The organism is Caulobacter sp. GW821-FHT10E02 (genome assembly GCF_059415225.1).
This window is the reverse complement of sequence record NZ_JBWKMV010000001.1, coordinates 1885827-1898121: the sequence shown is the minus strand read 5'-3', so window position 1 is coordinate 1898121 and position 12295 is coordinate 1885827. Positions and strand designations below refer to the sequence as shown.

The 12295-nt window shown below is 67.5% G+C and carries 15 protein-coding genes; 10 read left to right on the top strand and 5 right to left on the bottom strand.

The genetic code is table 11. The features are described from left to right. Positions 1 to 3 precede the first annotated feature (3 nt). Complete coding sequence (gene dusA, locus AC07NI_RS08430) at positions 4 to 1023, top strand: tRNA dihydrouridine(20/20a) synthase DusA (RefSeq protein WP_494617755.1); 1020 nt, start codon at positions 4 to 6, stop codon at positions 1021 to 1023. Between the two features lie 3 nt (positions 1024 to 1026). Here the strand turns inward: dusA and AC07NI_RS08425 are convergent, their stop codons facing one another. Beyond that, positions 1027 to 1533, bottom strand: a complete 507-nt coding sequence (locus AC07NI_RS08425) for a TIGR02281 family clan AA aspartic protease (protein WP_494617754.1) — start codon at positions 1531 to 1533, stop codon at positions 1027 to 1029. A gap of 279 nt (positions 1534 to 1812) precedes the next feature. On the opposite strand from AC07NI_RS08425, the gene AC07NI_RS08420 reads away from it, so the two are divergent. Further along, positions 1813 to 2145 carry a hypothetical protein gene (locus AC07NI_RS08420; protein ID WP_494617753.1) on the top strand — a complete coding sequence of 111 codons (333 nt, stop codon included), beginning with the start codon at positions 1813 to 1815 and terminating at the stop codon, positions 2143 to 2145. 4 nt (positions 2146 to 2149) lie between these two features. On the opposite strand, the gene AC07NI_RS08415 is transcribed toward AC07NI_RS08420, so the two are convergent. Further along, positions 2150 to 2374, bottom strand: coding sequence for a DUF1289 domain-containing protein (locus tag AC07NI_RS08415; protein ID WP_494617752.1), 225 nt, complete (start codon positions 2372 to 2374; stop codon positions 2150 to 2152). A gap of 87 nt (positions 2375 to 2461) precedes the next feature. On the opposite strand from AC07NI_RS08415, the gene AC07NI_RS08410 reads away from it, so the two are divergent. The 4 genes from AC07NI_RS08410 (at position 2462) to AC07NI_RS08395 (ending at position 6457) form a co-directional block, all read left to right on the top strand. After that, on the top strand, positions 2462 to 3340 hold the full coding sequence (locus AC07NI_RS08410; RefSeq protein ID WP_494617751.1) for a nicotinate-nucleotide--dimethylbenzimidazole phosphoribosyltransferase: 879 nt from the start codon (positions 2462 to 2464) through the stop codon (positions 3338 to 3340). A gap of 150 nt (positions 3341 to 3490) precedes the next feature. After that, positions 3491 to 4705, top strand: a complete 1215-nt coding sequence (locus AC07NI_RS08405; protein ID WP_494617750.1) for an acyl-CoA dehydrogenase family protein — start codon at positions 3491 to 3493, stop codon at positions 4703 to 4705. A gap of 106 nt (positions 4706 to 4811) precedes the next feature. Beyond that, positions 4812 to 5951, top strand: a complete 1140-nt coding sequence (locus tag AC07NI_RS08400) for an acyl-CoA dehydrogenase family protein (protein ID WP_494617749.1) — start codon at positions 4812 to 4814, stop codon at positions 5949 to 5951. A gap of 368 nt (positions 5952 to 6319) precedes the next feature. Further along, on the top strand, positions 6320 to 6457 hold the full coding sequence (locus AC07NI_RS08395; protein WP_143324462.1) for a hypothetical protein: 138 nt from the start codon (positions 6320 to 6322) through the stop codon (positions 6455 to 6457). 83 nt (positions 6458 to 6540) lie between these two features. Here AC07NI_RS08395 and AC07NI_RS08390 read toward each other — a convergent pair whose 3' ends face one another. Together AC07NI_RS08390 and AC07NI_RS08385 are read right to left on the bottom strand one after the other, a co-directional pair. After that, complete coding sequence (locus AC07NI_RS08390) at positions 6541 to 6855, bottom strand: CC_3452 family protein (protein ID WP_494617748.1); 315 nt, start codon at positions 6853 to 6855, stop codon at positions 6541 to 6543. A 103-nt stretch (positions 6856 to 6958) separates the two neighbouring features. Next, a complete protein-coding gene (locus tag AC07NI_RS08385; protein WP_494617747.1) occupies positions 6959 to 7567 on the bottom strand; it encodes an LOG family protein in 609 nt (202 codons plus the stop codon). A 60-nt stretch (positions 7568 to 7627) separates the two neighbouring features. Between AC07NI_RS08385 and AC07NI_RS08380 the strand changes: the two genes are divergently transcribed. The 3 genes from AC07NI_RS08380 to AC07NI_RS08370 all read left to right on the top strand — a co-directional run bounded on the left by AC07NI_RS08380 (position 7628) and on the right by AC07NI_RS08370 (position 10795). Beyond that, positions 7628 to 8437, top strand: a complete 810-nt coding sequence (locus AC07NI_RS08380) for a hypothetical protein (RefSeq protein WP_494617746.1) — start codon at positions 7628 to 7630, stop codon at positions 8435 to 8437. Then, positions 8368 to 10296, top strand: a complete 1929-nt coding sequence (locus AC07NI_RS08375; RefSeq protein WP_494618315.1) for an ABCB family ABC transporter ATP-binding protein/permease — start codon at positions 8368 to 8370, stop codon at positions 10294 to 10296. Before AC07NI_RS08380 ends, AC07NI_RS08375 begins: the two co-directional genes overlap by 70 nt. A gap of 61 nt (positions 10297 to 10357) precedes the next feature. Further along, the gene (locus AC07NI_RS08370; RefSeq protein WP_494617745.1) at positions 10358 to 10795 is read left to right on the top strand and encodes a VOC family protein; all 438 of its coding nucleotides are present in this window, start codon (positions 10358 to 10360) and stop codon (positions 10793 to 10795) included. Positions 10796 to 10799: 4 nt separating this feature from the next. Here the strand turns inward: AC07NI_RS08370 and AC07NI_RS08365 are convergent, their stop codons facing one another. Next, entirely contained in the window at positions 10800 to 11183 is a 384-nt protein-coding gene (locus AC07NI_RS08365) for a hypothetical protein (RefSeq protein WP_494617744.1), read from the bottom strand. 186 nt (positions 11184 to 11369) lie between these two features. Between AC07NI_RS08365 and AC07NI_RS08360 the strand changes: the two genes are divergently transcribed. Then, positions 11370 to 12077, top strand: a complete 708-nt coding sequence (locus AC07NI_RS08360; protein WP_494617743.1) for a glutathione S-transferase N-terminal domain-containing protein — start codon at positions 11370 to 11372, stop codon at positions 12075 to 12077. Positions 12078 to 12295: the final 218 nt, after the last annotated feature.

The window sequence follows — 12295 nt, the reverse complement described above, 5'->3', positions numbered from 1 at the left end:
AAAATGAAACAATTCCAACCACATAGATTTTCCATCGCCCCCATGATGGACTGGACCGATCGGCATTGCCGGTCGCTGCATCGGGTGCTGTCGTCTCGCGCGCTGCTCTATACCGAGATGGTGACCAGCGGGGCGGTGGTGCATGGCGATCGGGAGAAGCTGCTGGGCTATGACCCGGGGCAGCATCCGGTGGCGCTGCAACTGGGCGGGTCGGATCCGGCGGAGCTGGCGCAGGCGGCGCGGATCGCCGAGGACTATGGCTATGACGAGGTCAATCTGAACGTCGGCTGCCCGTCGGATCGGGTGCAGAGCGGCCGGTTCGGGGCCTGTCTGATGCGCGAGCCGGACCTAGTGGCCGAGTGCATGGCCGCCATCAAGGATGCGGTGAAGGTTCCCGCGACGGTGAAGTGCCGGATCGGGGTCGACGACCAGGATCCGGAAGAGGCGCTGTTCGCCCTGGTCGATCGAAGCGCCGCGGCGGGGATCGAGAGCTTCGTCGTCCACGCCCGCAAGGCCTGGCTGAAGGGCCTGTCGCCCAAGGAGAACCGGGACATCCCGCCGCTGGACTATGAACTGGTCTATCGGCTGAAGCGCGAGCGGCCGAACCTGATCATCGCCATCAATGGCGGCGTGCCCGGCATCGATGCGGCGCTGGAGCATCTGGCCCAGGGTGTCGACGGAGTGATGCTCGGCCGCGCGGCTTATCACGAGGCCGGGCTGCTGGGAGAGGTCGACCGGCGGGTGTTCGGCCTGGACGTGGCCGATGTCGACAGCTTCGAGGCGGTCGAGCGCTACAAGCCCTATCTGGCGCGCGAGCTGGCGGCGGGCGTGCACCTGGCGGCCATGAGCCGGCACATGCTGGGTCTGTTCCACGGCCTGCCGGGCGCGCGGGCGTGGCGGCGCATCCTGACGGTCGAGGGCGTCAAGGCCGGCGCGGGCCTGGATGTGGTGGATCGGGCGCTGGACGCCGTGCGCGCGGCCTTGGCGGCGCGCGAAGAGCGGTCGGAAGTTCCGGCCGCCTAGTTCTTATGGGTGCAGGATCAGTGAGGTCGGCGTCGCTTCGAAGCGCGACAGGCGGCCCAGATAGCTCATGCCCAGCAGCGAGTTCTCGAGGCCCTTCTCGATGACCAAGGCGTCGACGTCACGCACGCGGGCGCCGGCGATGGCGACGCTGGCCAGCTTGACCGAGGCGGCGCGGGTGCGGCCGTCGGCGGTGATGACGTTGTAGTCGTAGTTCAGCTTGCTGGTGTCGATGCCCAGGCGCTGGGCGTCGGCCATGCTGAGCGAGACAGCGGTGGCGCCGGTGTCGACCAGGAAGCGCACCGCCTTGCCGTCGACATTGCCCTGGGCCCAGAAGTGGCCGTCGCGGTCCTTGGTCAGTTGGGCCGCGCCGCCTTCGCCGCCGAGCGTGGCCGCCGCGGCCGAGGGGGCGCGCAGCTCCGGACGGCGCAGATCGTCGAGGGAGACGACGGCCTTGGCCGCGCCCACCGCCGAGAGGGCCCCCACGAAGGCTATCGCCGCGAACCTCAACATAAAGACACCCTGCCATCTCGGCCGCTTCTGCGTCCGTTGCCTAAATCATTAGCGGGCAGGCGTTTTCAAGGCGTGAATCGGCAAGGCGATTTTCACGTCATGGTTACCAATATCATAACAAGTATAGATCTGTACTGAACGTTGTTCGCATTACAGGAGTTTAATATTAAACATTACGTCTGCGTAATGCTTTTCATGTCTTGGAATTAACTTCGGAAAGCTTTCGCTCAGCGGTATCTCTCTCGGCCATAGAACAAGTGGCTTTAGAGGGATCACGCCATGAAAACCGTCCTTATCGCGCTCGTCGCCGCAGGCTCCATCGCTGGCGTTGCTCACGCCGGCGCGTCCGACAAGCAATTCGTCGAAGCCTCGCGCTGCAGCGCCCTGGCCGCCTCGGAAAACCTGGGCAAGCTGGACACCACGGCCGTCGACGCCTTCCTGCGCGGCGCGGCCGCCGAGCAGAAGCAATCGACCCGCATCGAGGCCGTCACCAAGATGAACAACGCTCGCAAGAAGGCGGACTCGGCTGACGGCAACAGCAAGCTGAAGCTGATCGCCGAGCGCGACCAGATCTGCGCGCCGTACATCGGCTCGGCTCAAGCCGCGCGCTAAGACTTCAAGACCGGGTCTGGGTGGCCGCCATCAGGGCGATCATCGGATCCGGACGGTCGGGGAGGGCGGTCATGATGGCCGCCCTTTCTGCGTCCGAGAGCTTCGCCCAGCCGGCGATCTCCGGCAGGGTCCGGCGGCAGCCCAGGCAATAGCCGCTGGCGCCGTCGACCGCGCAGACCTTCACGCAGGGCGTGACGATCGGGCGGGGCGGGGCGGTGGGCGTGCTCATTGTTCCGAACATCGTAGCTCGCGCGGCGGCGCGCAAGCGTGGGCTCTAGGGGTTGCTTTGAGCGCGGACGGGTTTAAGTCCCCGCCCATGACCGCTTCTCCCTTCGCCGACATCCGCCAGCTCGCCGTCTCGCCGCCCGCGCCGGGACCGTCTCCGACGCTGGAGCAGGGCGGACGCCTGGCCGAGATCTCCGCCTGGCTGACCGCGTGGAGCGGCAAGACCCCGCCGACCGTCAATCGCCCGGTGGTGGCGCTCTATGCCGGCGCGCGCCAGGGAGTCGGGCCGCGCGGCTATGCCCGTGACCGCCTGGAGGCCATCGCCTCGGGCGGGGCCACCGTCTCGCGCCTGGCAGGCGTGCAGGGCGCGGGGCTGGAGGCCTTCGACCTAGCCATCGACCGGCCGTCGCCCGCTTTCGACAAGCCGTCGATGAGCGAGAAGGAAGCCGCCGCCACCATGGCCTTCGGCATGGAGGCCCTGGCCAAGCAGCCCGACTTGCTGATTCCCGGCGTCATCGTCGCCGAGGCTGCCCGCACGGCCGCCGCCGTGTGTCTGGCCCTGTTCGGCGGCGAGGCCTCGGACTGGTCCGATGATCCCGAGCCGGTGGCCGCCGCCGTCGCCCGCGCCAAGGCCGAGGGCATGGGCGACGACCCGCTGGAGATCCTGCGCCAGCTGGGCGGCCGCGAGACCGCCGCTGTGGTCGGCGCGCTGCTGGCCGCCCGCGTCCAGAAGGTGCCGGTGCTGCTGGACGGCTACGCCGCCTGCGCCGCCGCCGCCGTGCTGCGCGCCGTCGAGCCGTCCGCCATCGACCATTGCCTGGCCGCCCATGTCAGCCCGGCCAAGGGCCACGCTCGGCTGCTCGAAATCCTCGACAAGCGTCCGCTTCTGGCGCTCGATACCCTGGACGAGGAAGGGGTTGGCGGCGCCTCGGCCCTGGCGCTCGTCAAGCTGGCCTGCGAGGTCCGCTAGGCGGATTTCGGGTGGTGTAAGTGAACGCGGATAACATTCGCTTCCGTTGACGCTAACGTCATCTTTCCAAACGTTCGTTCGACATCTATCGTGGCGCCTGAAACGCAATAAGGGCCTCCCTTAGAGGGGCCGATTGAACGGGAGCCCGCCATGAATCTGGACTTCTCGCCCGAGGACCTCGCCTTCCGCGACGAGGTTCGCGCCTTCATCGCCGAGAACTATCCGGCGGGCCTGCGGGAGAAGCAGGAAGAGGGCGAGGAGATGGCCAAGGAGGATTTCCTCTCCTGGCACCGCACCCTCGCCAAGAAGGGCTGGGTCGCCCCCGCCTGGCCGGAGAAGTTCGGCGGTCCGGGCTGGACCTCGGTGCAGCGCTACATCTGGTCGGAAGAGACCGCGCGCGCCGACTGCGTGCCGATCCTGCCGTTCGGCATCAACATGGTCGGCCCGGTGATCTACACCTTCGGGACTCCCGAGCAGAAGGAACGCTTCCTGCCGCCGACCCTGTCGGGCGACATCTGGTGGTCGCAGGGTTACAGCGAGCCTGGCGCGGGGTCCGACCTGGCCAGCCTGAAGACCAAGGCCGAGCGCTTCACCGGCGACGACGGCAAGGAATACTACCTGGTCAACGGCCAGAAGACCTGGACCACCCTGGCTCAGCACGGCGACTGGATCTTCTGTCTGGTCCGCACCGACCCGACCGCCAAGATCCAGGAAGGCATCTCGTTCCTGCTGATCGACATGAAGTCGCCGGGCGTTACCGTGCGTCCGATCATCACCCTGGGCGGTGAGCACGAGGTCAACGAGGTCTGGCTCGAGAACGTCAAGGTGCCGGTCGAGAACCGCATCTACGATGAGAACAAGGGCTGGACCTGCGCCAAGTTCCTGCTGGCCCACGAGCGTAGCGGCATTGCCGGCGTGGCGCGCTCCAAGCGCGGCATCGAGCGCATCCGCCAGATCGCCGCGGTCGAGCTGTCGGACGACGGTGACGCGCTGATCAAGGATCCGATGTTCAAGCGCAAGGTCGCCGAACTGGAGATCGACCTGACCGCCCTGGAATATACCGAGCTGCGCACCCTGGCGGGTGAAGCCGCCGGCAAGGGTCCCGGTCCGGAATCCAGCGTCCTGAAGATCAAGGGCACCGAGATCCAGCAACGGATCACCGAACTCGTGCTGGAAGCGGCTGGCCACTACGGCGCGCCGTACTTCCGCGGCTTCCCGAAGGACGGCGACAATGCCCATCCGATTGGCCCCGACTTCGCCCACCGCGCCGCGCCGACCTATTTCAACGTCCGCAAGACGTCGATCTACGGCGGCTCCAACGAGATCCAGCGCAACATCATCGCCAAGATGGTGCTGGGGCTCTAGCACTTGCGACTTCTGTCCGGGCCGTCGAACGGCCCGGACCTTCGCTCTCTCATGATTTCAACGACCTAGCCTTGATGCTGGGCGACAGAAGAACGGAAACCCAGGGATGGATTTCAACTTCACCGAAGAGCAGTCGATGGTCCGCGACACGGTCGCGAGCTTCCTGCAGGACAAGTACGACTTCGAGACCCGCCGCAAGATCGTCAGCTCGGACGCCGGCTGGCGCGCCGACTACTGGAAGGCCTTCGCCGAGGAGCTGGGCATCCTGGGCGCCTCGTTCAGCGAGGAGCTGGGCGGCCTGGGCGGCGGCGCCATCGACAACATGATCATCATGGAGGAGTTCGGTAAGGCGCTGGTCATCGAGCCCTATCTGGGCACGGTCGTCATCGGCGGCGGCTTCATGAAGCACTCGGGTTATGCGGGCGCGGCCTCGGTGATCGAGGGCATCGTCGGTGGCACGACCACGGTCGCCTTCGCCTATGCCGAACCGCAGGGCCGCTACACCTGGCAGGATCTGAAGACGACGGCCAAGAAGGATGGCTCGGGCTGGGTCCTGAACGGTCACAAGGCCGTGGTGGTCGGCGCGCCGTTCGCCTCGCACCTGATCGTCACGGCCCGCACGGGCGGCGCCCAGCGCGACGCCGGCGGCGTGGGCGTGTTCCTGATCGACAAGAGCCTGCCGGGCGTCGTCACCCGCGACTACCCGACCGTCGACGGCGGACGCGCCTCGGAAGTCTATTTCGAGAACGTCTCGGTCCCGGCTGACGCCCTGATCTCGGAAGACGGCCTGAATCTCGTGAACCAGGTGATCGACGAGGCCACCGTGGCCGTCGGCGCCGAGGCCGTGGGCGTGCTGCGCAAGCTGCACGAAGGCACGCTGGACTACGCCAAGCAGCGCAAGCAGTTCGGCACCTCGATCGCCAACTTCCAGGTGCTGCAGCACCGGATGGTCGACATGTTCATCGAGGTCGAGCAGTCGGTGTCGATGACCTACATGGCCACCATCAAGGTCGACGAGGCCGCCGCCGAGCGCGCCAAGGCCGCCTCGGCCATGAAGGTCCGCATCGGCCGGGCCTGCAAGTTCGTGGGCCAGAACGCCATCCAGATCCACGGCGGCATGGGCATGACCGACGAGCTGGCCATCGGCCACTATTTCAAGCGCGCCAGCCTGATCGAGGGCCTGTTCGGCTCGGTCGATCACCACCTGAAGCGCTACGAGTCGCTGTCGTTCGACGCTGCGGCGTAACCTCCGGGGCGGTGACGCCCACGGAATATCGACCGAACCCAGAGGAAATCGCCTGCGTCATGCCGACGCGGGCGATTTTTTTGTTCGGCGACCATCGTGACCCTCGACTCGTGCTGGAAGCGCCGTCTGGCGTTAACCCTTGTCCGCAAAGGCTTTGCGCATAAGGCAGAGGTCGAAAATAGAGGCGTGTACGGATTGAATTGAAAGTGCGCGGATCGGATTTGTCCGCAGGCTGATATGCTCCTTATACGGACAAAAATCGCTTGCGAACGCGGCTATTGGGGCCATCTTAGGTGTCGACGCGCTGACGACTAGGAGGGTGAGAGCCCCTGTAAGCCGCGCGCGTCTCCTGGTCCTAACGGCTATGTCTGGGAGACGCCGCCATGAATGTATCGAAGATGAACCACGCCATGTTCTCGTTCGCCCTGATGGGCGGCATGCTGGTGGGAGGTCGGCCAAGCTCGAAGCCGCCCAAGTCGCCGTCCACGAAGTCCGGACGGAAGTAACCGCGTCAGGGTCCCACACCCTCAAGAAAAAGGCCTCCGCCACTGCTGGCGGAGGCCTTTGCTTTTTAAGCCCCGAAAGAGCCTCAGCTCTTCTTGGCGGCCGTGTTGCAGTCGGCGAGGCCGGCTTCGTCCAGCGACTTGCCGCGGTAGTTGAAGGCGGTCAACTCGCCCACCTGACCCGCGATCCGGCGGCAGGCGCGGGCGATCGGCAGCGACGGCACGGTCAGCGACGTGCAGGCGTCGTCCTTGCAGCGCCAGACCGAGCCTTCGTGGATGAACTGCTCGGTGGTCGCGGCGGACTTCAGCTTCAGGGAAGCGCTTTGGGTGTCGGCGGCGTTGGCCGAACCGGCGAACATCAGGGCGCAAGCCGTCAGGCCCGCGAAAACAGCGGTACGCATATCCTTGGTCTCCTATCCCCGCGCCGGATGGGAGTTCCGACGCATGAGCACGCGCCGTTCGACGAACGGTGAACTCAGGGGCATAGTGCGTTGCTTTTGAAAACTAAGTCAATGGCCGAAGCGTGGCCGGCGCGCCCGATTGGTAGATTTCTTCGTCCCAGCCGAGCAGGGCGGGGGTGACGTCCTCGGCCCGCTCGACCGAGCGCCAGGCGTCGACCAGGGTGGGCGGGGTCAGGCGCGCTTCGATCGTGTGATGGATCAGCGCGAAGAACGGGTCCCAGAAACCGCCGGGGTTATGGAACACAATCGGCTTCTGGTGAAGATCTAAACGGCGCCAAGATAACAATTCCACGATCTCTTCCAGCGTGCCTATGCCGCCGGGCAGCACGACGAACGAATCCGCCCGCTCGTACATCATCATCTTGCGCTCGTGCATGTTGTCGACGACCACGGTCTCGACGTCGTCGAACGGCTGCTCGCGGCCGCGCAGGAAGGTCGGGATGATGCCCAGCACCGCGCCGCCGGCCGAGTGCGCGCCGCGCGCGGTGGCGCCCATCAGGCCCACGCCGCCGCCGCCATAGATCAGCTTCAGGTTCGCGCGGGCGAAGCTCTCGCCGATCGTGAAGGCGTCGGCGATGTAGCGGGGATCGGCGTCGTTGGAGGATCCGCAGTAGACGCAGACGGACCCCAGGCGGCTAGACTCGTTGGGCATCGTCGTCCACTCCACAAAAAAGGCGCGCGGTTTCGCGCGCCCGTTCCTATTTGAGGCCTAATGATCAGGATTCGCTCCAGGGCTTTCAAGCCGCCGGTCCTCGCGATGGGCTTCGCCGCCGTGCTGCTGGCCGCCTGCGAGCCCGGCGCGCCGACGCCCAACGCCTCGGCGGCCGCCAAGCCCGACAGCGCCGAGGCCGGCTATCTGGGGCCGCCGACCCTGTTGAGCGCTCGCCACGCCGCCAACGGCATCGTCATCTCGGGTCAGGCCTCTCCGGACGCCGACCTGCGCCTGGGCTCGCCCACGGGCGAGGTGATGATGGCCAAGGTCGATGGCCTGGGTCAGTGGAACGTCACCGTGCCCAACGCGCCCGGCGTGCGGCTGTTCGGCCTGTCGTCGACGCTGGACGGCCGCACCGTCCAGGCCGAGGGCTATGTGATGGTCGCCGACGGCGGCGAGGTCGCGCTGCTGCGGGCCGGGGCGGGCGCGCGTCGCCTGGCGCCCGAGTCCAGCGCGCCGCGCATCCTGACCATCGATGTCGACCGCGAGGGCGGAGCGGTGGTCTCCGGCGTGGCGACGCCCGGCGCGGGCCTGAATGTCCGCGTCGACCGCGTCACCCGGGGCGGCGGCCGCACCGATGACGAGGGCCGATTCAACATCTCGCTGACCGACGCGTTGGCGCCGGGCGTCCACGACATCCAGGCGGCCGGGGAGGGCGGCGAAACCGCCATCGCCGTGGCCGTCTCGCGAGCCGCGCCTCTGGTCTACGGTCCCGTCCGCGCCGACCGCACGGCCGCCGGCTGGCGCGTGGACTGGCTGACCCCCGGCGGCGGCATCCAGACGACCTACCTGATCGGGAGCGCGCAGTGAGGGGCATGGGCGGGCCGCCCTCGGCCGGTCGCACAGCTGTCTCGGGCGCGATCGCGCAGGCCGACCAGCCGGTCCGCTTCTGGCGGGCCATGGGCGACCTCGTGAGTCTGGTGCTGCGCTCGGAGGCTCCCGGCCTGAAGTGGCGGGTCACCGTCGCCCTGCTGCTGACCCTGGCCGGCAAGGCGCTGGGCGTGCTGGCCCCGCTGATGCTGGGCAAGGCGGTCAACCAGCTGTCGGCGGGGCAGAGCGCTGTCACCGCCGTGACCTGGGCCTTCGCCGGCCTGGCGGCGGGCTGGGCCTTGATCCGCTTCATCTCCGCCGCCGCGCCCCAGGCGCGCGACGCGGTGTTCACGCCGGTGGCCCAGGCCGCCCAGAACCGGGCGGCGGTCGAGACCTTCTCCCACGCCCTGTCGCTGTCGATCGACTTCCACCAGTCCAAGCGGACCGGCGCCCTGTCGCGGACCATCGATCGTGGCGCGCGGTCGATGGACTTCCTGCTGCGGGGCCTGGTCTTCAACGTCGCCCCGACCGCCATCGAGCTGGTCATGGCCGCCATCGTCCTGGCCAAGGCCTATGACTGGCGGTTCGCCGCCGTGGCCCTGCTGACGGTCGGCGTCTACGGCTACGCCACTTTCGCCATCTCGGACTGGCGGATCGGCCATCGCCGGGTGCTGAACGAGGCCGACGCCGAGGCCGCGGGCCGGGCCGTCGACGCCTTGCTGAACTACGAGACCGTCAAGTCGTTCGGCGGCGAGACGCGGGCCGTGGCCGGCTATGGCAAGGCGCTGGACGTCTATGGCGAGGCCCAGATCAAGGCCACCAACTCGCTCAACCTGCTCAACATCGTCCAGTCGGCGGTGATGAGCCTGGGCCTGGGCGGCATGGCCGTTCTGGCCGGCGCGCAGGCCGCGTCCGGCAAGATCGGGCCCGGCGACGTCACCGCCGCCGTGCTGATCCTGATCAACCTCTATGCCCCGTTGAACATCCTGGGCTTCGCCTATCGCGAGATCCGCCAGTCGCTGATCGACATGGAGGCGATGCTGGAGCTGCGCCGCCAGACCGCCGATGTCGCCGACGCCCCGGACGCCCGCGACCTGCCGCCTTGCGCCGACCAGCGCGGCGGGGCGGTGGCCTTCGAAGGCGTCTCGTTCCGGCATGGCGCGCGATCGGAAGGCCTGTCGGACGTCTCCCTGACGGTCGCGCCAGGGACCACCGTGGCTATCGTCGGTCCCTCGGGCGCGGGCAAGACCACCCTGGTGCGCCTGGCCTTGCGGATGATCGACCCGCAGGAGGGCCGCGTGACCCTGGACGGCCATGACCTGCGCGACCTCAAGCAGGCCTCGCTGCGCCGCGCGGTGGCGCTGGTCCCGCAGGACGTCGCCTTGTTCAACGACACCCTGGCCGCCAACATCGCCTTCGCCCGTCCCGGCGCCAGCGAGGCCGAGGTCTGGGCCGCCGCCGAGGCCGCCGAGCTGGGCGAGTTCATCCGCAACCTGCCCGAGGGCATGGACACCAAGGTCGGCGAGCGCGGCCTGAAGCTCTCCGGCGGCGAGCGCCAACGGGTCGGCATCGCCCGGGCGCTGCTGGCCGAGCCGCGCGTGCTGATCCTGGACGAGGCCACCAGCGCGCTGGACAGCCGCACCGAGGCGGCGATCCAGGCGACCCTGCGCAAGGCCAGGGCGGGGCGTACGACCCTGGTCGTGGCCCACCGCCTGTCGACCATCGCCGACGCCGACGAGATCTTGGTCCTGCGCCGGGGCAAGATCGTCGAGCGCGGCCGCCACGAGGTGCTGCTGGAGGCCGGCGGCGAGTATGCCGCCCTGTGGCGTCGCCAGACCCGCGAGCGCGAGCCCGTTTAGTGGATTTCCCCGTCTGGGACCGGTGTCTATACCGAGCGGGATTTATCTGAGGAGCTTCATCTTGCGCTATCAGCACAGCATGGTCCGCGTCCGCGATCTGGACGCTTCGCTGCGGTTCTTCTGCGAGGGTCTCGGCTTGCGCGAAATGCGCCGCAAGGAGAGCGAGAAGGGGCGTTTCACCCTGGTCTTCCTGGCGGCTCCCGGCGATGTCGAGCTGGCCGAGGACCGCGACGGCCCGATGGTCGAGCTGACCTATAACTGGGATGACGAGGACTACGGCGGCGCCCGCAATTTCGGCCACCTGGCCTATCGCGTCGACGACATCTACGCCGCCTGCCAGCGCCTGATGGACATGGGCGTGACGATCAACCGTCCGCCGCGCGACGGCCACATGGCCTTTGTCCGCTCGCCCGACGGCATCTCGATCGAGCTGCTGCAGGAAGGCCACCTGCCGCCGGCCGAGCCTTGGGTCTCGATGCCGAACATCGGCGCCTGGTAAGCTCTTAGGGCGCCCAGGGGCGCGCCATCTCTTCCAATCGCCGGCGCGGGGCGTCGGCGATGCCCGCCCACAGGATCCGGGCCAGCTCCAGGCGATAGGCCGTGGCGTAGCCGGTGACGAACATCGACGACTGACCGTCCATGACGGCGCGGGCCATGTCCTTGCGCGCCAGGATAGCCTTGCGGTCGACCGGAGCGGCGGGGTCCGAGGCGGCGACGCGCTTGTCCAGCTGGATGGCCGCATGGACAGCCAGGTTCACCAGGGCCGGCAGCTGGCTGATGTCGCCACGCGGCTTGGCGACCGTCGCGCCGGTGGGGGCGCGTTCGAATTCGAGCGCGCCGACCACGCGTTCCAGGGTCGTGGGCCAGTGATCGTCTGCGGTGGTCATGAAGGTGTCGCCCCCCCGAGCGTTTCTCATCCTCTCGGATAGCGATGTTCGCGTCCGGATCAAATGGGCCGAACCGTCGCGGCCTCGTTTTGGGTCTGCTTTGGAAAACCCCCGACCCTGGAAAACAGGAGGGTGGTTTCCCAAATGCAACCGGCGCCGTTACGAGCGCGATCAACGAGGTTTCCGATGTCGGATCTATCCGCCTTCCCGATCACCCAGCGCTGGCCGGCCCAGCATCCCGACCGGATCCAGCTCTATTCGCTGCCGACGCCCAACGGGGTGAAGGTCTCGATCATGCTGGAGGAAACCGGCCTGGCCTACGAGCCGCACACCATCGACATCGGCGCCAACGAGACCTGGGGTCCGGAATATCTGTCGCTGAACCCGAACGGCAAGATCCCGGCGATCATCGATCCCGACGGTCCGGGCGGCCAGCCGCTGGGCCTGTTCGAGAGCGGCGCGATCCTGGTCTATCTGGCCGAGAAGACCGGCAAGTTCCTGCCCGCCGATCCGGCCGCCCGCTACCAGACCCTGCAGTGGGTGATGTTCCAGATGGCCGCCATCGGCCCGATGTTCGGCCAGCTGGGCTTCTTCCACCGTTTCGCCGGCAAGGACTACGAGGACAAGCGTCCGCGCGACCGCTACGTCGCCGAGAGCAAGCGCCTGCTGGGCGTGCTGGAAGATCGCCTGGCCACCCGCGCCTGGATCATGGGCGACGAGTACACCATCGCCGACATCGCCACCCTGGGCTGGGTGCGCAACCTCATCGGCTTCTACGGGGCGGGCGAACTGGTCGACTGGGCGTCGCTGAAGCACGTGCCGCGCTGGCTGGAAGCGGGCCTAGCCCGTCCGGCCGTGCAGCGCGGTCTGGAAATCCCCAAGCGCCCCGGCTGACCGGGTGCGGCGCCTGCGACCAAATGGCCAGGACGTTAAGAATTAAGGCCTGATTAACCATAAGGTCCGAGGTTCACGGCGTCTTCTTTTTGAGGGCGACCCACATCACTGACTTTCAACAGCCCGGCCACAAGCCGGGCTGCTTTTTTGAAATTCGGTGCTTGCATCGATGCGGGGAGGCGGCTATCACCCGGCTTCTTCAAAAGAGCGACCTGTTC

Coding starts and splice junctions, on each gene's coding strand:
- dusA (WP_494617755.1), top strand. CDS start 4: ATGAAACAATTCCAACCACATAGATTTTCCATCGCCCCCATGATGGAC.
- AC07NI_RS08425 (WP_494617754.1), bottom strand. CDS start 1,533: ATGTTGAGGTTCGCGGCGATAGCCTTCGTGGGGGCCCTCTCGGCGGTG.
- AC07NI_RS08420 (WP_494617753.1), top strand. CDS start 1,813: ATGAAAACCGTCCTTATCGCGCTCGTCGCCGCAGGCTCCATCGCTGGC.
- AC07NI_RS08415 (WP_494617752.1), bottom strand. CDS start 2,374: ATGAGCACGCCCACCGCCCCGCCCCGCCCGATCGTCACGCCCTGCGTG.
- AC07NI_RS08410 (WP_494617751.1), top strand. CDS start 2,462: ATGACCGCTTCTCCCTTCGCCGACATCCGCCAGCTCGCCGTCTCGCCG.
- AC07NI_RS08405 (WP_494617750.1), top strand. CDS start 3,491: ATGAATCTGGACTTCTCGCCCGAGGACCTCGCCTTCCGCGACGAGGTT.
- AC07NI_RS08400 (WP_494617749.1), top strand. CDS start 4,812: ATGGATTTCAACTTCACCGAAGAGCAGTCGATGGTCCGCGACACGGTC.
- AC07NI_RS08390 (WP_494617748.1), bottom strand. CDS start 6,855: ATGCGTACCGCTGTTTTCGCGGGCCTGACGGCTTGCGCCCTGATGTTC.
- AC07NI_RS08385 (WP_494617747.1), bottom strand. CDS start 7,567: ATGCCCAACGAGTCTAGCCGCCTGGGGTCCGTCTGCGTCTACTGCGGA.
- AC07NI_RS08380 (WP_494617746.1), top strand. CDS start 7,628: ATGATCAGGATTCGCTCCAGGGCTTTCAAGCCGCCGGTCCTCGCGATG.
- AC07NI_RS08365 (WP_494617744.1), bottom strand. CDS start 11,183: ATGACCACCGCAGACGATCACTGGCCCACGACCCTGGAACGCGTGGTC.
- AC07NI_RS08360 (WP_494617743.1), top strand. CDS start 11,370: ATGTCGGATCTATCCGCCTTCCCGATCACCCAGCGCTGGCCGGCCCAG.